The sequence below is a fragment of the Streptomyces sp. Ag109_G2-15 genome (assembly GCF_900215565.1).
Classification (GTDB): domain Bacteria; phylum Actinomycetota; class Actinomycetes; order Streptomycetales; family Streptomycetaceae; genus Streptomyces; species Streptomyces diastatochromogenes.
The window spans coordinates 431,931-454,832 of record NZ_OCNI01000001.1 but is presented as its reverse complement, the minus strand read 5'-3'; the positions used below and the strand labels follow the sequence as shown (position 1 = coordinate 454,832).

The 22,902-nt window shown below is 71.5% G+C and carries 20 protein-coding genes; 14 read left to right on the top strand and 6 right to left on the bottom strand.

The window, feature by feature from the left end:
- Positions 1-58 precede the first annotated feature (58 nt).
- Both CRP49_RS01880 and CRP49_RS01875 read left to right on the top strand, forming a co-directional pair.
- Positions 59-427 carry a nuclear transport factor 2 family protein gene (locus CRP49_RS01880; RefSeq protein WP_097251860.1) on the top strand — a complete coding sequence of 123 codons (369 nt, stop codon included), beginning with the start codon at positions 59-61 and terminating at the stop codon, positions 425-427.
- A gap of 166 nt (positions 428-593) precedes the next feature.
- Positions 594-2,162, top strand: a complete 1,569-nt coding sequence (locus CRP49_RS01875) for an MmgE/PrpD family protein (protein WP_179851471.1) — start codon at positions 594-596, stop codon at positions 2,160-2,162.
- A gap of 20 nt (positions 2,163-2,182) precedes the next feature.
- Here CRP49_RS01875 and CRP49_RS01870 read toward each other — a convergent pair whose 3' ends face one another.
- Entirely contained in the window at positions 2,183-2,584 is a 402-nt protein-coding gene (locus CRP49_RS01870; protein ID WP_097251859.1) for a hypothetical protein, read from the bottom strand.
- Between the two features lie 241 nt (positions 2,585-2,825).
- Between CRP49_RS01870 and CRP49_RS01865 the strand changes: the two genes are divergently transcribed.
- Positions 2,826-4,706, top strand: coding sequence for a galactose oxidase early set domain-containing protein (locus tag CRP49_RS01865; protein WP_097251858.1), 1,881 nt, complete (start codon positions 2,826-2,828; stop codon positions 4,704-4,706).
- Positions 4,707-4,771: 65 nt separating this feature from the next.
- Entirely contained in the window at positions 4,772-7,102 is a 2,331-nt protein-coding gene (locus CRP49_RS01860) for a Dyp-type peroxidase (protein WP_097251857.1), read from the top strand.
- 4 nt (positions 7,103-7,106) lie between these two features.
- Here CRP49_RS01860 and CRP49_RS01855 read toward each other — a convergent pair whose 3' ends face one another.
- Both CRP49_RS01855 and CRP49_RS01850 read right to left on the bottom strand, forming a co-directional pair.
- The gene (locus CRP49_RS01855; RefSeq protein WP_097251856.1) at positions 7,107-8,405 is read right to left on the bottom strand and encodes a helix-turn-helix domain-containing protein; all 1,299 of its coding nucleotides are present in this window, start codon (positions 8,403-8,405) and stop codon (positions 7,107-7,109) included.
- A complete protein-coding gene (locus CRP49_RS01850) occupies positions 8,405-9,136 on the bottom strand; it encodes a GntR family transcriptional regulator (protein WP_097251855.1) in 732 nt (243 codons plus the stop codon). The genes CRP49_RS01855 and CRP49_RS01850 overlap by 1 nt, the downstream gene beginning before the upstream one ends.
- A gap of 325 nt (positions 9,137-9,461) precedes the next feature.
- Here CRP49_RS01850 and CRP49_RS01845 point away from each other — a divergent pair, with 325 nt between their 5' ends.
- The 9 genes from CRP49_RS01845 (at position 9,462) to CRP49_RS01805 (ending at position 19,522) form a co-directional block, all read left to right on the top strand.
- Positions 9,462-10,742, top strand: coding sequence for an extracellular solute-binding protein (locus CRP49_RS01845; RefSeq protein ID WP_097251854.1), 1,281 nt, complete (start codon positions 9,462-9,464; stop codon positions 10,740-10,742).
- Positions 10,743-10,833: 91 nt separating this feature from the next.
- Positions 10,834-11,832, top strand: coding sequence for a carbohydrate ABC transporter permease (locus CRP49_RS01840; RefSeq protein ID WP_179851470.1), 999 nt, complete (start codon positions 10,834-10,836; stop codon positions 11,830-11,832).
- Positions 11,829-12,659 carry a carbohydrate ABC transporter permease gene (locus CRP49_RS01835; protein WP_097251852.1) on the top strand — a complete coding sequence of 277 codons (831 nt, stop codon included), beginning with the start codon at positions 11,829-11,831 and terminating at the stop codon, positions 12,657-12,659. Before CRP49_RS01840 ends, CRP49_RS01835 begins: the two co-directional genes overlap by 4 nt.
- Positions 12,660-12,667: 8 nt before the next feature.
- Positions 12,668-14,155: a glycoside hydrolase family 3 protein gene (locus tag CRP49_RS01830; protein ID WP_097251851.1), complete on the top strand. Its 1,488-nt coding sequence runs from the start codon at positions 12,668-12,670 to the stop codon at positions 14,153-14,155.
- Positions 14,156-14,349: 194 nt separating this feature from the next.
- Positions 14,350-15,369 carry a phytanoyl-CoA dioxygenase family protein gene (locus tag CRP49_RS01825; protein WP_097251850.1) on the top strand — a complete coding sequence of 340 codons (1,020 nt, stop codon included), beginning with the start codon at positions 14,350-14,352 and terminating at the stop codon, positions 15,367-15,369.
- Complete coding sequence (locus CRP49_RS01820; protein WP_097251849.1) at positions 15,366-16,664, top strand: DUF6271 family protein; 1,299 nt, start codon at positions 15,366-15,368, stop codon at positions 16,662-16,664. Before CRP49_RS01825 ends, CRP49_RS01820 begins: the two co-directional genes overlap by 4 nt.
- Positions 16,661-17,857, top strand: coding sequence for a type III PLP-dependent enzyme (locus CRP49_RS01815; protein WP_097251848.1), 1,197 nt, complete (start codon positions 16,661-16,663; stop codon positions 17,855-17,857). Before CRP49_RS01820 ends, CRP49_RS01815 begins: the two co-directional genes overlap by 4 nt.
- A 1-nt stretch (position 17,858) precedes the next feature.
- Positions 17,859-18,362, top strand: coding sequence for a GNAT family N-acetyltransferase (locus tag CRP49_RS01810; RefSeq protein ID WP_097251847.1), 504 nt, complete (start codon positions 17,859-17,861; stop codon positions 18,360-18,362).
- Complete coding sequence (locus CRP49_RS01805; RefSeq protein ID WP_097251846.1) at positions 18,362-19,522, top strand: MFS transporter; 1,161 nt, start codon at positions 18,362-18,364, stop codon at positions 19,520-19,522. The genes CRP49_RS01810 and CRP49_RS01805 overlap by 1 nt, the downstream gene beginning before the upstream one ends.
- 12 nt (positions 19,523-19,534) lie before the next feature.
- Here the strand turns inward: CRP49_RS01805 and CRP49_RS01800 are convergent, their stop codons facing one another.
- A complete protein-coding gene (locus CRP49_RS01800; RefSeq protein WP_179851469.1) occupies positions 19,535-20,524 on the bottom strand; it encodes a GlxA family transcriptional regulator in 990 nt (329 codons plus the stop codon).
- A 102-nt stretch (positions 20,525-20,626) separates the two neighbouring features.
- On the opposite strand from CRP49_RS01800, the gene CRP49_RS01795 reads away from it, so the two are divergent.
- Positions 20,627-21,217, top strand: coding sequence for an isochorismatase family protein (locus tag CRP49_RS01795; RefSeq protein ID WP_097251845.1), 591 nt, complete (start codon positions 20,627-20,629; stop codon positions 21,215-21,217).
- A 28-nt stretch (positions 21,218-21,245) separates the two neighbouring features.
- Here CRP49_RS01795 and CRP49_RS01790 read toward each other — a convergent pair whose 3' ends face one another.
- The gene (locus CRP49_RS01790; protein ID WP_097251844.1) at positions 21,246-22,226 is read right to left on the bottom strand and encodes an NADPH:quinone reductase; all 981 of its coding nucleotides are present in this window, start codon (positions 22,224-22,226) and stop codon (positions 21,246-21,248) included.
- Between the two features lie 21 nt (positions 22,227-22,247).
- Entirely contained in the window at positions 22,248-22,778 is a 531-nt protein-coding gene (locus CRP49_RS01785) for a PadR family transcriptional regulator (protein ID WP_097251843.1), read from the bottom strand.
- Positions 22,779-22,902 lie beyond the last annotated feature (124 nt).

Below are 22,902 nucleotides of genomic sequence, written 5' to 3'. Positions count from 1 at the left end.
CGTACGAAGCCACCTGTCAGAAGAACAAGTCAAGCAAGTCACAGAGGAGAACGCCCGCATGAGCGACCTGACCACCACCGTCTCCCGTTACCTCGACATCTGGAACGAGGCGGACGCCGACAAGCGCGCCGCGGCCATCGCCGAGCTGTTCACCGCCGACGCCCCGTACATCGACCCGCTCGCGGCGGTCGAGGGCCACGCGGGCTTCGCGGCCGTGGTGGCGGGCGCCCGTGACCAGTTCAAGGGCCTCAGCTTCGAGCTGCACGGTGCCGTCGACGCTCACCACGACCAGGCCCGCTTCCAGTGGGGCCTGGTGACCGAGCCGGGTGCCGAGCCGATCGCGATCGGCTTCGACGTGATCGTCACCGACGCCGAGGGCAAGATCAAGGCCGTCTACGGCTTCCTCGACAAGGTGCCGGCCGCCTGACCACCACCCCCACACCGCGGGAGCACCGGGGCGACGGTGCTCCCCTTAGGCCCTGTCGTCGAATTCCCGCCTGGCCCGCCCTCCGGGCGGACGACGGGAATTCGACGACAGGGCCTAGTCGTGTTCCCACCCGTGACGCACGCACGGCAAGGAAGGTAGCCGCCTCATGACCGCTGTCCTCGGGGAGAGCGTCGCCCGGGCCCTGTGCGCCGACTGGGCCGAGCAGGCACAGACCCTGTCCCGGGCCGCCCGGGGCCGCACGCCCGTCGACACCCCGCTGCGCGAACTCTCGCACTGGGCCGCGACCCTGCGCCCGCAGCACATCCCGTGCCGGGTGCTGAAGCTCGCCGCGAGCCAGGTGCTGTCGCAGATCGCCTCCATCCGGGCCGGTCTCCAGCACCCCCTCGGCAGAAAACTGGTGGCCGCCTTCGGCCACCCCATGCAGCGCGACCCGCGGCAGGCCGCGGGCGTCTTCGCCGCGCTCGGCTCCTGGCTGAACCTGGACGACACCGCGTACGCCGGGCACCTGTCCAACTCCACGGTCGCGGTCCCGCTCGCCTTCGCCTACGCCCGCCGGCTGGACGGGCTCTCGCTGCTCACCGCGGTGGTCGCGGCCAACGAGTGCGCGGCCCGCATCACCGCCTCCGCGACCCTCGGACCGCTGCGCGGACAGAGCGCCGTGCACACCCACCTGGCCGGCGCGGTCGCGGGCCGCCTGCACTGCGACCGGGCCTCCGCCGCCCTCTTCGAGAACTCCTTCGGGCTGGCCTTCGCCATGCCCAACTGGCCGCTGATGCGGGCCTTCCTCGCCAGTGACGCCCGGCTGTTCAACACCTTCACGCCGGTGCGCACCGCGATGGACGCCTGCGACGCGGCGTACGCGGGGCTGCGCGGAGCACCCGACATCATGGAGCACGGCGACGGCTTCCTGGCCCGGTTCGCGACCGTGCCGCTGCCGCAGGCCGTGGCGAAGGGCCTGGGGCGCCGCTGGCACACCGACACGCTGTCGTTCAAGATGCACCCCGGCGGGCCCGGTATCGACGCCGCGGTGGACTGCGCCGCCGAGATCCACCGGGAACTCGGCCCGGTCAGGCCGCAGGACGTGGCCGAAGTGGTCGTCGAGGCCTCCCTGTACACGCTGTTCGCCGGGGAGCGGGCCGCCCAGTACGTCACCGGGCCCGGTTCACCGCTGGGGGCGCTGGTCCTTGACGTGCCCTATCCCGTGGCCACCACCCTGCTCACCGGCGAGTTCTCGGTGGACGACTTCTCCGCGCCGTATCTGGACGACCCCGACCGCTGGGCGCTGGCCAAGCGGATCCGGCTGGAGCACGACACGGAGATGACCCGCGAACTGTTCCTGTCCGACGCGCCGTTCGGCGAGGCCGTGCGGGAGGCGGGGGAGCTGGCCGTGCCGTGGCTGCGCGGCTTCGGCGGCGACGAACTCGTTGATCTGATCGGCGCGTTGCAGGCCGACGACCGGGACTTCTCCCGGTCCACCAAGGCCACCGGCGCCCGGGTCACCGTACGGTTGACGGACGGCCGTACGGTCTCCCGCACCCGGCTGATCCCGGTGGGCGCCGCCGGTCCGGAGACCCGGGCGGGCCACGCCGACCTGGTGCGGGAGAAGTTCCTGTCGGTCGGCGGCTCCCAACAGGTGGCCGACACCGTCGACCGGCTGCACCGGATGCGCCCGCGGGCGGTGCGCCGCTGGATCGAGACGGCGTTCCTGGACTGAGCGCACCGCCGAAGGTGTCGTCAGGCGCCGTGCGACATCGTCTCGTCGGTGCACACGAGGTGGATCCGCAGATCGGCCGGGCCGGCCTCGCGCCGGTCCGTGCCGGAGTCGTGGCCCTGCCACGTCGTCTTGCGCACGGCGACGATCCAGCCGGTGGCGTGGCTGTTGGGCCGGTTCTCCAGGACGTCGGCCGGTACCTCGGAGAACTCGGTGCCGGACTTGGCGCTGAGGGCGTACCCACCGCTCTGGACGTGCTGCATCCCGGGGCAGAACACCTCGTGGTGGTGGCCGTCGGCACCGCCGCTGATGAGGGGTCCGGCCAGGTGCTGCGGGGGCTGGTCCGCGGCGGCCGGTGCGGCGGCACAGCAGAGCAGGGTCAGGGCGCCCGCGGCCGCGGCGAGGGACGTGCGTGTTCCCGGCATGGTGACACTCCTCGGAAGAGCGTGTGGGGATGGGTTCCGCTCAGTGGAGCCCGCTGCCCCGCACCCGCCACGCCGGACACGCAGCGTTACCGCTCAACGGGGTAAAACGGTCAATCTTTCGAGCAGGCCCCTCTCGATCGCTACGGTGTGTGATTAACTGGGGGTATTCCGTCACTCTACGTGGTCGCCCCATGCCGCCCCCGTGCCGCCCGCGGCGCCGCGTGTTCCCACCAGGAGTCCCATGTCCCGCAGAGGGAACCCCCGCAGGAGGTGGACGTTCGCGGCCGGCTGTGCCGCGCTCGTTCTGTCCGTCACCGCGCCCGCCGCGCTCGGCCCGGCCCCGGCCTCCGCCGACCCCCGCCCGGGCGGCGTGCACATCACCCGCGCCCAACTCGCCAAGGAGGTCCGCCCCGAGGAGGTGAAGGCGTTCGGCCGGCCCCGCGCCGAACAACTCGCCCGGGACCGCATCGGCCTGCGCGCCGTCGACCGCGGCTACCCCCAGCCGATGCGCACCCGCAGCCTGAAGCGGCTCACCGACTCGCAGGCCGAGCTGAACGCGGCCTTCGCCCCGTCCCAGTCGGGCAGGTTCACCGACTACTTCTCCAGCCCCGACTACGGTGACCACGTCGCCCTGCTGCCCACCGGCAAGGTGCTGCTGTTCTCCTTCGAGGCCGTCGAGGAGAGCCCGAACAAGGAGACCGCGCCCACCGAGGTGATCGGCCGCGACAACGCGGGCCGCGCCTACGTCTGGGACCCCGCCAAGGGCACCGGCGCCGCCGCCTTCAAGTCCGTACAGCCGCCGGTCGTGAAAGTGGACGACGGCCTGGACGAGGACCGCCCCGCGCCGATCTTCTGCGCCGGCCACTCCTACCTCCCCAACGGCATGGTCGGCGTCTTCGGCGGCAACCTCGGCGGCAACCACGGCGCCGGCGCCCACCTCGCCCTGGTCTTCGACCCCTGGACCGAGACCTGGCACCAGCAGAAGGACCTGGCCGAGGGCCGCTGGTACCCGTCGGTCGTCACCGGCGCCGACGGCCGGCAGTTCATCACCTCCGGCCACGGGGACACCGGCTGGGGCAAGCTCTCCCAGACGATCGAGCGCTTCCCGGCCAAGAACACCGCGGTGTCGTACGACCCGACGGCCATCGCGGACGGGCAGGCGCTCGACAAGTGGCCGATCAAGGCCGAGTACTCGACCGACTATCCGCACCTGTTCTCGCTGCGGGACGGCAAGATCTACGGCTTCGGGCGCACGTACAACGAGCAGTACGTCTTCGACCCGCAGACCGAGACCGAGCAGCCGCTGCGCAACCGCCCCGACGGCGGCATGCGCAACTACGGCTCCGCGGTGGCCCTGCCGAACGGCACCCCCGGCAACGGGCCGGACTCCGTCCTGATCCTCGGCGGCGACCGCAACGACCCGAAGACGTACAGGTTCTCCGGCGGCCGCTGGACCGAGGACACCGCCCGTGCCTTCGGCCGTACCCAGGACGACACGCTGATCTTCCCCGACGGCCGGCTCTTCACCGTCAACGGCGGCTACGACATCCGCGACTACGGCAACGGGCTCTACAACCCCAACGCCCACGAGAAGTACCGGCAGACCGAGATCCGCGGCCTCGACGGCAGCTGGAAGCTCGGCCCCGTCCAGCGACTGCCGCGCGGCTACCACTCCAACGCCGTCATCCTGCCCGACGGCCGCATCATGGTCACCGGCGACGAGCTGCAGGAGATCGCCAACAACCCCGACATCAAGTCCGGGCAGAACGGCACCATCGAGATCTACGAGCCGCCGTATCTGCACCAGGGCGGCACCCGGCCGACGGTGACGGACGTGTCGAACCCCACCGTGGGCTACGGCGCCGGCCTCCGCGTCAGTACCAGCACGCCCGACCAGGTCGAGAAGGCCGTCCTGATGGCGCCCATCACCTCCACCCACTCGGTCGACACCAGTCAGCGCCGCATCGAACTGCCCATCACCAGCAGCGCCGGCAACAAGCTCGTGCTGAAGACCCCGCCGTCGGTCAATGACGCGCCGCCCGGCTACTACCTGCTGTTCCTGCTCGACGACCGGGGCGTGCCCAGCGTCGCCAAGTGGGTGCAGCTGCGGCCCGGCGCCTGACGGCCCCCGCACCCTCTCCCGCACCCCGGACCGTCCCCACCGTCCCCCTTCACCAAGGGAGTTCCATGACGACCCCGCTACCGCTGCGCGACAGCACCGAGATCCAGGGCGACATCCTCGCCGGGTTCAAGAAGGACTACATGACCCTGCTCTTCCTCCAGTTCGGCGACATGACCGCCGCCCGGAACTGGCTGGCGGAGCTGATCCCCACCATCGCCACCACCCAGCAGGTCGCCGCGTTCAACCAGAAGTTCCACGACGCCCGCGAGAACTCCGCCGGTGACGACCCGAAGAACCTCAAGGCCACCTGGGTGGGCGTCAGCCTCACCTATCCGGGGATCCTGTTCCTCACGGGCAAGGAGAAGGTGTTCGGCGACAAGCCCACGGGCACGATCCGGGCCTTCGTCCAGGGGTCCGCCGCCCGTGCCGAGGCCCTCGGCGACACGGGCTGCAACGAGCCGAAGCGCTGGATCTTCGGCTCCGCGCAGAAGCCCCCCATCCACGCCGTGCTGACCATCGCCGCCGACCTCAAGGACGACCACGACAACGAACTCAGGCGCCAGACGGAGGCCGCCTCACGCGCCGGAATCCTGATCGTCCACCCGCAGAGCGGCGCCACGCTGCCCGGTAGCCGCCGGGGCAAGGAGCACTTCGGCTTCAAGGACGGAGTCAGTGAACCGGACGTGCGGGGCTTCGACGTCCCGGTGGACGACAACGGCCCCGGGAAGGTCCCCGCCGGCCAGTTCGTCCTCGGCGCCGACACAGCCACCCCCATGCCCGCGGGCGCGCCCGACTGGATGAAGTACGGCTCCTTCCAGGTCGTACGACGTCTCGGCCAGGACGTCCCCGGCTGGTGGGCGCAGGTCAACGCCGAGCTGGCGAAGCTGCGGGAAGACGAGGTGGTGGACGGGAACACCAAGAGCGAGTGGCTCGCCGCCCGCCTGGTGGGCCGCTGGCGCTGCGGTGCCTCGGTGGCGAAGTTCCCCGACGCCGCGCCCCCGGCGGGCACCAAACCCGACAACGACCTCAGCTTCAGGGACGACCCCCACGGCGTCACCACCCCGCTCTTCTCCCACCTGCGCAAGACCGCTCCCCGCGACGGACTGGTCGACGGGGGCGAACTGGTGGACGTGGAGGAGTTCATGGACGCGCGCCGCATCATCCGCCGCGGCATCCCCTACGGCGCCCCCTTCGACCCCGCCAACGACGACGGAGGCGGCCCGGACGAGCCCCGCGGTCTGCTGTTCGTCTGCTACCAGGCCGACCTGGCCCGGCAGTTCGAGTTCATCCAGACCGACTGGGTCAACGACCCGAACTTCCCGCACGACCGCGATCCCAAGCCCGGCCCGGATCCCATGATCAGCGGCCAACTCCCCGGAGTCACCACGGGCGAGATCGCCTTCGAGAGCCGGGTCAACGGCAACGGCGACCGGAAGACCACCATGCTGAACTTCCAGCCGTTCGTGACCACCGAGGGTTCCGTCTACGCCTTCGCCCCGTCCCTCACCACCCTGCGCGGACTCAGCCGGGGCCGCCTGGAGGGCGCGACCTCGGCCGGCGGCCAGACCGGGGGCCAGACAGGGGGGCAGCAGACGACGACCACCACGGGCGGACAGACCGGGCAGCCCCAGCCGGTGCAGCCCGGTCCGCTGGACGAGATCCTGCCCTGGCCGGACGTCGACGGCCGCTACTGGATCTTCTCCGGGCGCACCGTCCGCGTCGCCGGCATCGGCGCGGCCGAGGCTGAGCAGCTGACCACCGGCGCGGACGACCGCACCGGGACCCTCATCGACCTGGGCACCGAGCTGTCCTCGTGGCCCGCCTTCGCGGGCGTGGAGAAGGTCGACGCGATCCTGCCCGTGCCCGACGAGCAGGGCCTCAACGGCGAGAGCAGCTACTGGCTGTTCCACACCAAGGGCGGCACCCAGGTCTACCGCCGCGTCAACATCGCCCACGACGCCCGTCACACCAGCCGCCGTGTCGGCGACGACCAGCAGCTGTCCCGGTGGAACTCCTTCGGCGGGGTCACCCGGGTCGACGCGGTGCTCCTGGTGCCGGACCAGCTCCGGGACAACGGCAAGTCGTGGTACTGGCTCTTCCACACCACTCCGCAGGGCCAGCGCTACCGGCTGATCTCGATCGCCGACGGCGGGATGCACACCGATGTCATGGAGCGCGGCGACCGCGACCTGACCAAGTGGACCTCCCTGCAGGGCGTCGGCAAGGTCGACGACTTCCTGTACGTCCCCGGCAGGTTCCGGGTGGGTGGCCAGAGCTGGTGCTGGGTCCTCCACGAGCAGCAGTACCGGGTCATCTCCATCGCGGACGGGGCGGGCCACCCCGACACCCGGGTCCGGGACTCCCGCCCGAACGCCCCGTGGTGCCGCCGCGGCTGAGCCTCTACAGGCAGTGCTGATGCCGCGCCCGCGGCAGTACGGCACCGTGTGCCACGTACAGGCGTACGGCGTCGTACAGGCGGTAGCGGATCTGCCCGTTCCGGTCCGGCTCGCCGGTGTGGATCATCTGGCGGTGCAGCAGGTCCTCCAGCAGGTCCACGGCGAGCCGGCGGGACGGGGTCACCCGGGACAGCATCTGGTCGATCCCGAAGTCGCCGCCGATCGGCTCCAGTTGGTGCAATGAGGTACGTAACGGGGGCGGCAGCAGCCGGTAGTAGGCGGTCACGCTCGTGTGCAGGGACAGGTCCCCGACGCGCAGCGAGCGCAGCCGTTCGCTCTCGTCGGCCAGCCGGTCCGCGAGGTCGCCGAGGGACCGGTGCGGGCGTGCCGTGAGCCACAGGCCGGCGATGTGCAGGGCCAGCGGCAGCCCCGCGCAGGACTCCACGACGCGCTGCGCCGCCGGGCGCTCGGCCCGGACGCGGGCGGTGCCCACCAGGTCCGCCAGCATCCGATGGGCGTCCGGCCGGTCCAGGGCGCCGATCCGGCGGTGGAACCCGTCGGGCAGCGCGGACAGTTCGCGCCGCGCGGCCACCAGGACCGCGCTCCGGCCGCCGTCCACGAGCAGCGGCCGTACCTGCGCCTCGCTGTCGGCGTTGTCGAGGACCACGAGCACCCGCCGTCTGCTGAGCGCGTCCCGCAGCCGGGCGCGCGCCTCCTCCGGGTTCTCCGCGGCCGCTGCGCCGCCGAGGGAGCGCAGGAGCCGGCGGACGAGCACGTCCGAGGTGAAGGGGAGGGAGGAGGTGGGGGAGATGGGGGAGGCGGGGTGCAGGTCGACGTAGACCTGTCCGTCCGGGAACCGGTCGCGCACCTCGTGGGCGGCCCGCAGCACCAGCGCGGTCTTCCCGGCCCCGGGAGGCCCGACCACCACGGCGGGCCGGCCGGGGCCGGGCTCGGGTCGCGCGAGACGGGCCGTCAGGTCCGCCAGGAGTCCCTGACGCCCGACAAGTCGGTGGCGGGGCGCCGCGGGCAGCTCCGCGGGGACGGACATCTCCGGGTGCTCGGTGCGGGGGAACCGCAGTAACCGCCCCGCCTCGCGGGACGGCAGCCCGAGCGCCTCGGCGAGCAGCAGCAGCGACTGTTTGCGGGGGCGGGCGGTGTGGCCCGTCTCCAGGTTGCGGATGGCCCGCACGCTCAGCCCCGACCGCTCGGCCAGTTCCCCCTGGGTGAGGCAGGCCGCCTCGCGGGCCCGGACCAGCGCGGCGGCCAGGCTGTCCGGGCCGGCCGCGGCGTGGGGCGGGCTCATCAGGGTGCCGGCCGGCGCAGGGCCGCGACGAACTTGTAGCGGGAGCCCCGGTACACCGAGCGCACCCACTCCACCGGTCTGCCCTCGGCGTCCCGCGAGTGCCGGGACAGCAGGAGCATAGGCAGGCCCACGTCGGTGGCGAGCAGCTGGGCCTCGCGCGGGGTCGACAGCGAGGTCTCGATCGTCTCGTCGGCCTCCACGAGTTGGACGCCGTACACCTCGGCGAGGGCCGTGTACAGCGACGGGTACGTGGCCAGCGACTGCCGCAGCCCGGGAAAGCGCCGGGCCGACAGATGGGTCGTCTCGATCGCCATGGGGTCGCCGCTGGCCAGCCGCAGCCGCTCGATGCGCAGGACGCGCTCGCCGACGTCGATGCCGAGGAGCGCCGACAGCTTGGCGTCCGCCGCGACCTCGCCGATGTCCAGCATTTGCGAGGCGGGCTCCAGGCCCTGGGCGCGCATGTCCTCGGTGTGCGAGGTGAGCTGGAGGGTCCGGTACAGCTTGGGCTGGGCGACGAAGGTGCCCTTGCCCTGGATGCGGTCGAGCCGGCCCTCCCCGACCAGCTCCTGCAGCGCCTGCCGGACGGTGGTGCGCGAGGTGCCGAGCCGGACGGCGAGCAGGCGCTCCGCGGGCATGGCCGAGCCGGGCTCGAGCGCCTGCGTCATCTCCAGCACCTGCTGCTTGATCCGGTAGTACTTCGGCACGCGCGCGCTGCTGACGTGGGTGGCCATGCCTGCCTTCCCGGCTGTGTGGGTGGGCTCCCGTTATAGCGACCAACTGCCCTATGGTCTAGTCCAACCAGTGCGGGAGGTCTAGTCCAGCAGGCGCGCCGCCCCCGGTCCGGGCAAAAGGGGACGGACGCGCTCCGGTGACTTTCTCGTAACGGCCGGATCGCCTTCCCGAACCACCCTTGACACCTCAAAAGGTCTAGGCCAAGCTCCACCGTACTGGTCTACACCATTAGTGGCCAGGTCCCGAGCCCTACGTGCAACAGCGTCGTACGCAGGTCACCGCCGAGGGCGTGGGGGGATTAGTGGCATCCCTGAGGAGGGTGGCGTGAAGCGCAAGCTTGCTGCCGCGATCGTGATCGCGGGCATGATGGTCTCCGTCTCGGCGTGCGGCGGCGACGACGGGAAGGACACGGGCAAGAACGCGGGTCCTGACAGCTTCAAGGGCCAGACCCTGACGGTCTGGACGATGGACGGCTCGGCGCCGCCCCAGTGGTCCAAGGACGTCCAGGCCGCCTTCGAGAAGAAGACCGGCGCCAAGCTGAAGTTCGAGATCCAGAAGTGGGACGGGATCCAGCAGAAGATCACCACCGCCCTCTCCGAGTCCAACCCGCCGGACGTCCTCGAGGTCGGCAACACCCAGACCCCGGCCTACGCGGCCACCGGCGGCCTCGCCGAACTGAGCGACCTCAAGCAGGAGATCGGCACGGACTGGACCCCCTCGGTCTCCCAGTCCTCCGTCTACGACGGCAAGCAGTACGCCGCCCCCTGGTACTTCGCCAACCGCGTCGTCATCTACAACAAGAAGATCTGGGCCAAGGCCGGCATCAAGGACACCCCGAAGACCCGGGACGAGTTCTTCAAGGACCTGGACACCATCGGCAAGAAGACCGACGCCGAGCCGCTCTACATGCCGGGCCAGAACTGGTACTTCTTCGACGGCCTGACCATCGGCCAGGGCGCCGACCTGGTGAAGAAGGACGGCGACAAGTACGTCTCCAACCTGAGCGACCCGAAGGTCGCCGCGGCCATGGAGATCTACAAGAAGTACGCCTCCTACTCCAAGGCCCCCAAGGACAAGGACGAGGCCACCCCGCAGCAGGCCCAGGTCTTCGCCAAGGGCAAGACCGGCGCCTTCATCGGCATGGGCTGGGAGGCCGGCACCGCGGTCCAGGCCAACAAGGCCATCGAGAAGGACCTCGGCTACTTCACCATCCCGGGCGCCACGGCCGACAAGCCCGAGGGCGTCTTCCTCGGCGGCTCCAACCTCGCCGTCGCCCAGGGCAGCAAGAAGCAGGCCCTGGCCAAGGAGTTCCTGAAGATCGCCCTGTCCGACCAGTACGAGGGCGAGCTGGCCAAGCTCAACGGCGTCATCCCGAACAAGCAGTCCCTGGAGACCAACCTCAAGGGCAACGCCGTCGCCGAGGCCGCCGCGCCCGGTGCCTCCGCCGGTGGCACCACCCCGCTGATCCCCGAGTGGGCCGCGGTGGAGAACACCCCGAACCCGATCAAGTCCTACATGACCTCCGTGCTCAACGGTAAGTCCCCGGCGGACGCCGCCAAGCAGGTCGAGGCCGAGATCAACAAGCGACTGGCCCAGCAGAACTGATGACCCGCGCCGGGGGCGTCGGCGGACGCCCCCGGCTCAGTCGTTCGTACGGCCGGTACGGCCGGTACCGCCACGGAAGAGATGGCAACTCATGTCAGTGCAGACCGAAGGCACGGACACGGCCGGAGAGCCCGCTGTCCGCAAGGCCCGGACACCAGGGCCGCCGAGGAGCGAGGACCACGGCTCCGGGTCCCCGTCCCGCCGCGGTGCCGCCGCCCCCTATCTGCTCCTGCTGCCCGCGCTGCTGGCCACCCTGATCCTGCTCGGCTGGCCCCTGGTCAAGAACGGCATGCTGTCGTTCCAGAACCTCAACCCGCGGCAGCTCATCCAGCACCTCACCGAGTGGAACGGCGGCGACAACTACAAGGAAGTCCTGACCGGTTCGGACTTCTGGCACGTCGTCGAGCGGTCGGTGGTCTTCACCGCGGCCAACGTCGTCCTGATCATGCTGCTAGGCACCCTGATCGGGCTGCTGCTCGCCCGGCTCGGCAAGAAGATGCGGCTGCTGCTCCTGCTGGGCCTCGTCCTCGCCTGGGCCATGCCCGTCATCGCGGCCACCACTGTCTACCAGTGGCTGTTCGCCCAGCGCTTCGGCGTCGTCAACTGGGTCCTGGACAAGCTCGGCTGGCACTCCATGGCCGACTACAACTGGTTCGGCTCCCAGTTCTCCACCTTCTCCGTGATCACTCTGCTCATCGTCTGGCAGTCGATCCCGTTCGTGGCGATCAACCTGTACGCCGCCACCACCACGATCCCCAGAGAGCTGTACGAGGCCGCGTCCCTGGACGGCGCCGGCGCCTGGAAGAGCTTCACCTCGGTGACCTTCCCGTTCCTCAGGCCGTTCCTGTACGCCACGACGTTCCTCGAGGTCATCTGGGTCTTCAAGGCCTTCCCGCAGATCTTCGCGCTGAACGAGGGCGGCCCCGACCACCTCACCGAGACCCTGCCGATCTACGCCTTCGTCGAAGGCGTCGGCAACCAGCACTTCGGCGTCGGCGCTGCGATCTCCTTCCTGACCATCGTGGTGCTGCTCGTCATCACCTCGTACTACCTGCGCATGGTGCTCAAGCAAGAGGAGGACGAGCTGTGAAGCGCTCGGTCTTCGGCCGTATCTGGCCCAACGCGACCGCCGTCATCCTCTTCGTCGGCTTCGTGTTCCCCGTCTACTGGATGTTCGCGACGGCCTTCAAGCCGACCGGCGACATCATCTCCGAGAACCCGGTGTGGTTCCCGACCGACCTCACCGTCGGCCACTTCACCAAGGCGGTGCACGCCGACCACTTCTGGACCCTGGTCCTCAACTCCGTCACCGTCACGGTCAGCGCGGTGCTCCTGTCGCTCGTCATCGCCCTGTTCGCCGCCTTCGCGCTCGCCCGGATGCGGTTCAAGGGCCGGCGCGGCTTCATAGTGACCTTCATGCTGGCGCAGATGGCGCCCTGGGAGGTCATGGTCATCGCCATCTACATGCTGGTCCGTGACAACGACATGCTCGACAGCCTGGTCCCGCTCACCGTCTTCTACGCGATCATGGTGCTGCCGCTGACCATCCTGACGCTGCGCGGCTATGTGGCCGCCGTGCCGAAGGAGCTGGAGGAGTCGGCGATGGTCGACGGCTGCACCCGCACCCAGGCCTTCGTCCGCGTCATCTTCCCGCTGCTGGCGCCCGGCCTGATGGCCACCTCGCTGTTCGGCTTCATCACCGCCTGGAACGAGTTCCCGCTGGTCCTGATCCTGAACAAGGACATCGAGAAGCAGACCCTGCCGCTCTGGCTCTCCCAGTTCCAGACCGCCTTCGGCGACGACTGGGGCGCCACGATGGCCGCCTCGTCCCTGTTCGCGCTGCCCATCCTGATCCTCTTCATCTTCCTGCAACGCAAGGCCGTCAGCGGTCTGACCGACGGCGCCGTGAAGGGATGACACCGCCGATGACAACGCTCGCCACTGGCTCGGACACCCTGACCCGGGACGCCCTCGCGGTCCTGCAGCCCGGATTCGACGGCACCACCGCACCGGACTGGGTGCGCCGCCGCCTCGGCGAAGGCCTCGCCTCCGTCGCCCTGTTCGGGCGCAACGTCGTCACCGAGGAGCAGGTCACCGCACTGACCGCCGAGCTGCGCGCCGAGCGGGACGACCTGCTGGTGGCCATCGACGAGGAGAGCGGCGACGTCACCCGCCTGGACGTGCGCACCGGCTCCTCCTTCCCCGGCAACCACGCCCTCGGCGCCGTCGACGACCCCGGCCTCACCCGGGGTGTGGCCCGCGAGCTGGGCCGGCGGCTGGCCGCCTGCGGCGTCAACTTCGACTGGGCACCCTCCGCCGACGTCAACGCCAACCCCGACAACCCCGTCATCGGCGTGCGCTCCTTCGGCGCGGACACCGCGCTGGTGGCCCGGCACACCGCCGCCTGGGTCGAGGGCCTGCAGTCCACCGGCGTCGCCGCCTGCACCAAGCACTTCCCCGGGCACGGCGACACCAACGTCGACTCCCACCACGCCGTCCCGCGCATCGACGTGGACGCGGACACGCTGTACGAGCGCGAACTGCCCCCCTTCCGCGCCGCCATCGCGGCCGGTACCCGGGCCGTGATGAGCGCGCACATCCTCGTCCCCGCCCTCGACCCGGACCGCCCCGGCACCCTCTCCCGCCGCATCCTCACCGAGCTGCTGCGCGGCGAACTCGGCTACCAGGGCCTGATCGTCACGGACGGCATGGAGATGCGCGCCATCTCCGGGACGTACGGGCTGGAGCACGGCGTGGTCCTCGCGATCGCGGCGGGCGCGGACGCGATCTGCGTCGGCGGCGGCCTGTGCGACGAGGCCACCGTGCTGAAGCTGCGGGACGCGCTGGTGTCCGCCGTACGCTCCGGCGAACTGCCCGAGGAGCGCCTGGCCGACGCGGCCGCCCGGGTGCGGGCGCTGGCGCGGTGGACCGCCGAGGCGAAGAGCGGCGCCGAGACCGCCGTACCCGACCCGGAGATCGGCCTGATCGCGGCCCGCCGCGCCCTCACGGTGACCCGCGCGGGCTCCGCCGCGCCGGTCACGGAACCGGTCCACGTCGCCCAGTTCAACCCGGCCCCGAACATCGCCGTGGGCGACGAGACCCCCTGGGGTGTGGCCGCCGAGCTGCGGCGGCTGCTGCCGGGCAGCACGGCCGGCTCCTTCAGCGGGCCCGACGCGGGCCGCCAGGCCCTCGCGGCCGCCGACGGGCGCCGGATCGTCGCCGTGGTCCGCGACGAGCACCGGCACGCCTGGATGGGCGCCGCCCTCGACACGCTGCTCGCCGCCCGGCCGGACACCGTGGTGGTCGAGATGGGCGTGCCGCAGGCCCCGCCGCGCGGCGCCCTGCACATCGCCACCCATGGCGCGGCCCGCGTGTGCGGGGTGGCCGCGGCGGAGGCGGTCGTCAGGGGCTGAACCACACCATCAACCCGCTCAGGCCGACACCGGAAGCCTCACCGGTGTCGGCCTTTGCTTTGCTCAACTGGCGGCACTTGTACGGCAGTTGGGCGGCACTTTGCCGGGGGTACCGACCGGTAATCGTTGACACCCACAATTGGTCTAGTCCAGCTTGGGAGGGCGCTTCAGTTCGATCACCACGGAGTGACGGCATGCACAAGCCCAGCCCCTACCTCCACCGAGCGGCGTCCGGCCGCCCCTACTTCAGCGCGGACGGCGAGACGTACCTCGCCCCGACCCCCCTGCGCGACCTCGACAAGTCCCGGCCCCTGCGGGTGCTGTCCGAGGAGGACTTCGCCTTCTGGCAGACGTACGGCTATGTCGTCGTCCGGGAGGCCATCACCCCCGGCGAGGCGAAGAGCCTGCTCGCATTCGCCTGGGACTTCCAGGGCCTCGACCCCGACCGCCCCGAAACCTGGTACGAGGAACCGGAGTTCCGCTCCGAACTCGACCAGCACCTGTTCATCTACGGCTTCGTGGAGGCGTACCACCACCAGCTGCTCTGGGACAGCCGCCAGACGCGGCGCGTCTACGACGCCTTCGTGGACGTGTGGGACTGCGAGGAGCTGTGGGTCACCCAGGACCGGCTCAACCTCAACCCGCCCAACGTCCGCACCCGTTCGCGCTCCCTGATCGAGCCGACCGACGAGGGCTTCGACATCGAGCTGCACTGGGACGTCGACACCACCCTCGCCGTACTGCCGCAGCGCGTCCAGGGCATCATCGCCCTGAACGACACCCGGCCCGAACTCGGCGGCTTCCAGTGCGCCCCGGAGCTGTTCCGCCGCTTCGAGGAGTGGCGCATCGCCCAGCCGGCCGGGCGCGACCCGATCCGGCCCGCGATCGACCGCACCGAGTTCCCCGTGGTCCGCCCCGACCTCCAGGCCGGCGACCTGCTCATCTTCAACGGACTCCTGGCGCACGGCGTGGCGCCGAACCTCTCCGACAACGCTGTCCGGGCCGTCCAGTACCTGTCGATGATGCCCGCCCTGGAGGAGCACACGGCCCTGCGGACATCGCGCGTCGAGTCCTGGCGCACGCTCGGCACCCCCGACTGGAACGCCACCCTGCTCGGCGACGCGCGCCGGCCGGAAGCCCTCCGGTACGGCCCCGCCGAACTGGACGACCTGGGCCGCAAGCTGCTGGGCCTCGACTCCTGGGCGGCACAGTGAACCGGATCTGCCTGAGCCTGCCCACCAACCGGGCCTGCCCCGCCACCATCACCGCGATCCACCGGGAAGCCGCCTACGCCGCCGAGCACTTCGGCGCGGACGTCCAGCTCCTGATCCTCGACTCCTGCGACGACGCCACCCGCGCCGAGCACGCCCGCGTCACGGCCGCACTGCCGCAGACGCCGAACGTCACCGTGCACCACCTCGACGAACGGCGGCAACGCGCCTTTCTGCGCCGCGTGATCGCCCGGGCCGGCCTGCCCGAGCCGGACCGGACGCTCGGCCTCCTGCTCCCGCCCGGCGTGTCCTACGGCTCCTGCACCGACCGTGCCTTCCTGCTGGCCACAGCCCTCGGCTGTGACTCGGTGCACCGCAGGGACTCCGACAGCACCTACCAACTCCTGGTCGGGAAGCCGGTCTTCCCCGTCCACCACGAACTTCCCTGGCTGGGCAGCCCTGCCGCCCAGGCCTCGGCCTCCGTCACCCGCACCGACCTCGCCCCGGCCCACACGGAGCGCCCGGTGTCGATGGCCGGCGCCTCCTTCATCGGTGAACTCTCCGTCGACATCGCCGACATACGGCTCCGGGACGAGGCCGTCTACCACGACGTGGTCGGCCTGTGGGCGCCCGCCGACGCGTCACCCGAGGACCGGCGCCGGCTGGTCGAGGAGTCCTTCACCGGAGCGGGCACGGCCCCCTTCACCGGCGACGACTCCACGCTGACCCTGGTGGACCCCATGCGGGTCGACATGTGCAACATCGCCTTCCACCACGACGTGTACGAGCGGATCCCGCTGCCCCCGGCCACCGACACCATCGGCAGCGACTACTTCCTCATCCACCTCGTCCACGACGCCACGCTCCCCGGCATCCTGCACAACCGGCACATCGAGAACTTCTACACCCCCGAACGCCGTACCGACGCGGGCTTCCTCGCCTACCAGACCCGGTTCGTGAAGTTCCTGCTGTCGATGCTCTATTTCCACCACGTCTACGACCGGATGGCCGCCGAGGGCGCCGGGCTCCTCGACGACCGGCAGCACGTACGGGCCGACCGGATCGTGGAGTTCCTGCGCGAGAGCACCGCCCTGGACCGCGCCGCGAACGGGTGGCGCCTGGACCGCGTCGACACCGCCTACCGCAAACTGGGCGGCCGCTACGAGGAGTTCGCCGAGCAACTCGCCGGGCGCCGCGAGCAGTTGCTGGCCGAGGCCTGCCGGGACATCGAGGACTTCGCGCTGCTGATCGAGGCCTGGCCGCACCTGGTCGAGGCGGCCGGACACGAGGGCTGGTGAGCGTGGAGATCAGCGCGCGGCTGGCCGCCGCACTGGCCGCCGCCCCGGCGGACCGCATCGTCTACGACCTCGACGGTATCGAGGCCCAGTACGACCGGCTGCTGGCCGAACTGCCCGGCGTCCAGGTCCGGTTCGCACTGAAGGCCTGCCCGGTGGACGAGGTGCTGCGATGCCTCGCCGACCGGGGCGCCGGCTTCGACGCGGCCGGCCCCGCCGAGATCGTCCAGGCCCTGCGCACCGGAGTGCCCGTGGACCGGATCCACTACGGCAACACCGTCAAGTCCGACACGGACATCGCCGAGGCCCACCGGCTCGGCGTCCGCACCTTCGCCACCGACAGCGTGCAGGACGTGCGGGCCGTCGCCGAACACGCCCCGGGCGCCCGGGTGTTCTGCCGCCTCGCCACCAGCGGGGACGGCGCCCTGTGGGGTCTGAGCCGCAAGTTCGGCTGTTCGGCCGAGGACGCCGTCCGGGTCCTGACCACGGCTCGCGCGTCCGGACTCGTCCCGGCGGGCCTGTCCGTGCACGTCGGCTCCCAGCAGATGACCGGCGAGGCCTGGCAGCAGGCCCTCGACTCGATCGCCGAGGTGCTGGTGACGCTGGACGGGCTGGGGATCGTACCGGACCACGTCAACCTCGGTGGCGGCCTGCCCGCGCTCGGCTACCTCGACCGCCACGGCAACCCCCTCGACCCGCCCCTGGACAAGATCTTCACCGTGATCCGCGAGGGCATGGAGCGCCTGAGCGGCCTCACCACCGCCCCGCTCGGCTTCGTCCTGGAACCGGGGCGGCACCTGGTGGCCGACCACGGCGCGGTCCGCGCGCACGTGTACCGGCTGACCGAGCGAGCGCAGCCCGACGGGACACACGCCCGCTGGCTGTACCTGAGCGTCGGAAAGTTCAACGGCCTGTATGAGATGGACGAGTTGAGCTACCGACTGGTCTTTCCCGGCCGAGCCGGCGAGGACGACGGGGAGAACGTCGGTGCCGTCGTCGCGGGCCCGACCTGCGACAGCGACGACGCCTACGGCGGTGGCCGGCACCCGGTGCGCGTCCCCGGGGCCCTCGCCTCCGGCGATCCGGTCTGGATCCTGTCCGCCGGCGCCTACGCCACCAGCTACACGACCCAGGGCTTCAACGGCATCCGCCCGCTGCCGTGCGTGTGCATCGGCGGCCCGGAAGGACACCACTGACATGACAGACCTCCTACGGGGCATCACCGAGGCCGACTGGCCCCAGGTCGCCGCCCTGGAGGCCGGGGCGTACGCGGACACCGCGCTGACGGAGGGCGAGGCCGCGCTGCGGTCCCGGGCCGCGGCGGGCACCTGCTTCGTCCTGGACCTCGACGGCCGGATCGCGGGATACGTCCTGGCCCTGCCGTACCCGATGTTCCGCTACCCGGACCTGACCCGGCCGGAGCGCGTGACCCACCGCTCGGCCAACCTCCACCTGCACGACCTCGTCGTCAGCGCGCCCCTGCGGCGCAGGGGGCTGGGCAGCCGGCTGGTGCGCCACCTGGCGGACGCGGCCGGCACCCGCGGCTTCCGGACGATGTCGCTGATCGCGGTCGGCGGCAAGGAGCCCTTCTGGCGGGCCAACGGCTACCGGGCGCACCGCGAGGCCCGGCTGCCGTCGGGCTACGGCAGCGACGCGGTGTACATGTCGGCCCGGGTGGCCGCGTACCGGGAGGCGAGCTGATGTCGGACGTCGCCGGTTTCCGCCGCGCCAAGTGGGCGATCGCGGCGCTGTTCTGCTTCCTCGGGTTCCAGTACGCCACCTGGGCCGCCCGGCTCCCCGCGCTGAAGACCAGGCTGGACCTGGGCGCCGGTGAACTGGGGCTGCTGCTGATGGCCTGCGGCGCGGGCGCGGCGGCCTCCTTCCCGCTCGTCGCCGTCCTGATGCGCAGGCTCGGCTCCCGGCGCCTTTCCCTCGTTTCTGCCCTCTGCCTGGTGGCGCTGCTGGCGGCCCTCTCGGTGGTGCCGAACTACCCGCTCGCCCTGCTGGTCATCTGCGGTGACGGTGTCGCCGTCGGCTGCCTGAACGTCGCCATGAACGCCCAGGGCGCCGCCCTGGAGACGGCGTACGGCCGCACCGCCATGTCCCAGCTGCACGCCACGTTCAGCGCGGGCCTGCTGGGCGCCGCGCTGCTGGCGTCCGGCATCACCGGTGTCACGGCGTCCGTTCCGGCGCACTTCGCGGTGGCGGCGGTGCTGTTGCTGCTTCTGCTGGTGTACGCGCGCCAGGGCCTCTTGCCGCACACCGCGACCCCGGACACACCCAAGCAGCGGACCCGCCTGACCCTGCCGTCCGGGAAGACCCTGCTGATGGGCTGCGCCATGGCCTTCGGCACCATCACCGAGGGCGCCATGAACGACTGGTCGACCCTCTACATGAAGGACGTCGTGAAGGCCCCCTCGGCGGTGGCGCCGCTCGGGATCGCGGTCGTCTCGGTCATGATGCTGCTCGCCCGGGTGCGCGCGGACCGCTGGCGCAGCCGCTGGGGCGACGGACACGTGGTGCGCACCGGCAGCGCCGTGGCCGGCCTCGGCCTGGCCCTCGCCCTGCCGGCCGGCGGGGTGGTGCCCACCCTTCTCGGGTTCGCCTGCGTCGGTCTCGGCGCGGCCGCCGTGACGCCGTGCGTGTACGTCGCCGCCGCCGAACGCGGCTCGGACGCGCTGGCCCTGGTCGCCGCGATGGGGACGACGGGACTGCTGGCCGGCCCCGCCCTGATCGGCTTCGTCGCGGGCGCCGGCGGTCTGACCCTGGGCATGGCCACGGTCGCGGCCTCGGCCCTGATCGTCACCCTGACCGCCACCCGCATCCCGTGGCGGGACCGGGTCCCGGTGCCGGCCGGGTGACGTACGGGACTGCTAGACGGAGTGCCGGAACCGGCTCCGGTACTCCGTCGGCGTCGTGTCGAGCCTGCGCCGGAACGCGCGGATCAGGGTGTCGACGGTGCCGAAACCGCAGGCGGACGCCACGCGTTCGAGGGTGTCGTCCGAGGTCTCCAGCTGGTTGCGGGCCACCTCCACGCGGGCGCTCTCGACGTAGGCGGCGGGGGTCACGCCGAGTTCGGTCCTGAAGATCCTGGTGAGCTGCCGCTCGCTGACGTGGGCGTACTCGGCGAGGTCGGCGAGGGTCAGCGGAGCGTCGAGGTGCCGGCTGATGTGGTGCCGCAGGTCGTCCATCCGCCGTGTGGTCGACACCGGCTCGATGGGGACGCTGAACTGGCTCTGCCCGCTGGGCCGTTTCAGGTACATCACCAGCTGCCGGGCGACGCGCAGGGCGGCGGCCTCGCCGAAGTCCTCGGCGACCAGGGCGAGCGACAGATCGAGGCAGGCGGTGATGCCCGCACCCGTCCACACGGCGCCCTCCCGGATGAAGATGGGATCGGCGTCGACCTCGACCGCCGGATGGTCGGCGGCCAGCTGCTGCGCGGTCGACCAGTGCGTGGTGGCGCGCTTGCCGTCCAGCAGCCCGGCGGCGGCGAGGAGGTGCGCGCCGACACAGACGGAGGCGACGCGCCGGGACCGGCCGGCGAGTTCCTTCACCCAGGAGACGACGGCGGGATCGGTGAGGGCGCGCACCCGCCGCTGGTCGTCGACGTCGACCGCGCCGGGCACCAGAAGCGTGTCGATGGCGCGCCCGGACACCTCCCGGAACGTGGTGTCGGGCAGGACGCGCACCCCGGCCGCGGTGGTGACCGGGTCCATGGTCTCGGCGGCCAGGACGACCTGATACCCCGTCTCGTCGTCCGTCTCCCGCCGGAGCAGCGAGAAGACCTCCGGGGGACCGGTGACGTCCAGCAGGTCGACGTCGGTGAAGAGCATGATGACGATGAGGCGGTTGACGCTGCCCATGGGCTCCGTCCGGTCGGTGAGCCGAGGGTCTCCCCAGCGGGTGTCCGGATCTGCAAGTTACATGACGTTGTGGCCGTGCCGGGCGGCTCCTAGCGTGGAGCCGTGACTACCACAACTCTTCGTGAACTCAACGGATTCGACCAGACCCCGGCCTCGCTGGCCGACGCCACCGTGATCCTGATCGACTACCAGAGCACCTACACCCGCGGCGTGATGGAGCTGGCGGGCTGGCAGGAGGCCCTCGACGCCGCCGCCGACCTCCTCGCCCGGGCCCGCGCGGCCGGTACGCAGGTCATCCACGTCATCAACGACGGCGGCGAGGGAACCCCGTACGACATCCGCGCCGAGATCGGCCAGATCCACCCCCGCGTCGCACCGGCCGACGGCGAGCCGGTAGTCGTCAAGCAGCTGCCCGACGCCTTCCTCGGCACCGACCTGGCCGACCACGTCGACGCCGCCGGCCACAAGGACGTCGTCATCGCCGGCTTCATGACCCACATGTGCGTGGCCTTCACCTCCCAGGGCGCGTTCCTGCGCGGCAACCGGCCCACGGTCGTGGCCGACGCCTCGGCGACCCGTCCGCTGCGCACCGCGGTGGCCGAGGTGAGCGCCGAGCAGCTCCACCACGGCGCCCTCGCCACGATCGAGGACCTCTACGGGGTGGTCGTCCCGTCGGCGTCCGCCCTGAGCTGACACTCCACCGCCGTCGGCCCTGTGCCGGTCAGTGCGGGACGGTGACCAGGACCCGGCCCCGGCCACCGGCGTCGACGCGGTCATGGGCCTCGGCGATGTCCTGAAGCGCGTAGCGGGCACCGACATCGACCGTGAGCGCACCGACCGCGGCCGCGGCGGTGAGGTCACGGGCCGCCTGCCGCTTCGCCTCGTCGGGGAAGTCGTCACTGCCGAGCAGGCGCAGCGTGACGTTGTTGAACAGCAGGGGCCAGAAGGGGAGTTCGGTCCGGTCGGCGTGGGTGCCGTAGGCGGCGATGACGGCGTCGAGCGCGGCCACGGCGTTGTCGAGGTCGGCGTTGGCGGAGAGCGACACCTCGACGATGCGGTGGACGCCGTCGGGCGCGTACGACCGGATCGCGGCCGCCGGGTCGCCGGCGTCCAGGGCCACGGCGTGGGACACGACGGCCGGGTCGACGTGATCGAGGTCGCTGCCGCGCCGCACGGTGCCGATCACGATGGCGCCGCCCCACCGGGCGAGCTGCGCGGCCAGGGAACCGACACCACCGAGGACACCGTGCACGAGCACGAGCCGGCCGTCGACCGGGCCGTCGGCGAACACGGACCGGTGGGCGGTGATGCCGGGGATGCCGAGGCTCGCGCCGAGTCCGTCGCTCAGGTGGCCGGGCAGGGGGACCGCTTGACGGTCGGGTACGACGGTGTACTGGGCGGCGGTGCCGAAGGCCCGGTAGGACTGGGCGCCGTACACCCACACCCGCTGCCCGACCCGGCGCCCGTCCACCCCGTCCCCGACGGCGTCGACGACCCCGGCGGCGTCGCTGTGCGGAATCACGCGCGGATATGGCATGGCTGAGCCGAGCCAGCCGCGCCGCTTCTTGGTGTCACCGGGATTGACGCCCGACACGGTCACGCGGACGCGGACCTCACCGGGCCCGGGCTCGGGATCGGGCAGCTCGCCGACGCGCAACACCTCGGCGGCGGGGCCTTGCCGGTCGTACCAGGAGGCGAGCATGAGGGGTTCCTCCGATGTCTCTCAGGGGTTCTCGGGGGTGTCCTCGCCGAGGACTTCGCGGAGCCAGGCGCGTTCGGCGCGGCTGGTGGCGCGGGCGGTCAGGAGCAGCCCGCGCCGGTAGGGGTCGGCGACCTCCTCCGCGCGCACGGGCCGGTCACCGTCGTAGAAGAAGCTCGCCGGCTCCTCCAGGAACGCCAGCCGCCTGCGCAGCACCGCGTGCTGTTCGCGCACGTCGGGAAGCAGGGAGAGGAACGCCAGGACCGTCTGGAACCGGCTGAAGTCGGTGATCTCGTGCTCGGCGGGCCTGCGCAGCCGTTCGTACATGTCCGCACGGCCGACCCCGCTCAGACTGAGCAGATACCGGGCCGCGCCCGCGCGGGGATCGGCCCGGCGCTCCAGCAGGCCGGCCTTGGCGAGGCGGTTGATCGCCGGGTAGAGGCTGCCGTCGCTGACCGGCCGGGTGTAGCCGATCAGCTGGGAGACACGGCGGCGCAGCTCGTGCCCGGGCAGGGGGCCTTCTGCGAGGAAGCCGAGGATCGCGAGTTCCAGCATGCGTCCATCGTCTCATAGGTCACATCGAATCGATATAGACATCGATTCGATGTAAAGCACCACCGTCCGTTACGGAAAAAGGGCCCGGCCTGCTTCAGTAGGCCGGGCCCGGAGTGGCGAAGTG

Coding starts and splice junctions, on each gene's coding strand:
- CRP49_RS01880 (WP_097251860.1), top strand. CDS start 59: ATGAGCGACCTGACCACCACCGTCTCCCGTTACCTCGACATCTGGAAC.
- CRP49_RS01800 (WP_179851469.1), bottom strand. CDS start 20,524: ATGGGCAGCGTCAACCGCCTCATCGTCATCATGCTCTTCACCGACGTC.
- CRP49_RS01785 (WP_097251843.1), bottom strand. CDS start 22,778: ATGCTGGAACTCGCGATCCTCGGCTTCCTCGCAGAAGGCCCCCTGCCC.
- CRP49_RS01830 (WP_097251851.1), top strand. CDS start 12,668: ATGACAACGCTCGCCACTGGCTCGGACACCCTGACCCGGGACGCCCTC.
- CRP49_RS01840 (WP_179851470.1), top strand. CDS start 10,834: ATGTCAGTGCAGACCGAAGGCACGGACACGGCCGGAGAGCCCGCTGTC.
- CRP49_RS01875 (WP_179851471.1), top strand. CDS start 594: ATGACCGCTGTCCTCGGGGAGAGCGTCGCCCGGGCCCTGTGCGCCGAC.
- CRP49_RS01805 (WP_097251846.1), top strand. CDS start 18,362: ATGTCGGACGTCGCCGGTTTCCGCCGCGCCAAGTGGGCGATCGCGGCG.
- CRP49_RS01810 (WP_097251847.1), top strand. CDS start 17,859: ATGACAGACCTCCTACGGGGCATCACCGAGGCCGACTGGCCCCAGGTC.
- CRP49_RS01860 (WP_097251857.1), top strand. CDS start 4,772: ATGACGACCCCGCTACCGCTGCGCGACAGCACCGAGATCCAGGGCGAC.
- CRP49_RS01865 (WP_097251858.1), top strand. CDS start 2,826: ATGTCCCGCAGAGGGAACCCCCGCAGGAGGTGGACGTTCGCGGCCGGC.
- CRP49_RS01850 (WP_097251855.1), bottom strand. CDS start 9,136: ATGGCCACCCACGTCAGCAGCGCGCGCGTGCCGAAGTACTACCGGATC.
- CRP49_RS01790 (WP_097251844.1), bottom strand. CDS start 22,226: ATGCTCGCCTCCTGGTACGACCGGCAAGGCCCCGCCGCCGAGGTGTTG.
- CRP49_RS01855 (WP_097251856.1), bottom strand. CDS start 8,405: ATGAGCCCGCCCCACGCCGCGGCCGGCCCGGACAGCCTGGCCGCCGCG.
- CRP49_RS01870 (WP_097251859.1), bottom strand. CDS start 2,584: ATGCCGGGAACACGCACGTCCCTCGCCGCGGCCGCGGGCGCCCTGACC.
- CRP49_RS01825 (WP_097251850.1), top strand. CDS start 14,350: ATGCACAAGCCCAGCCCCTACCTCCACCGAGCGGCGTCCGGCCGCCCC.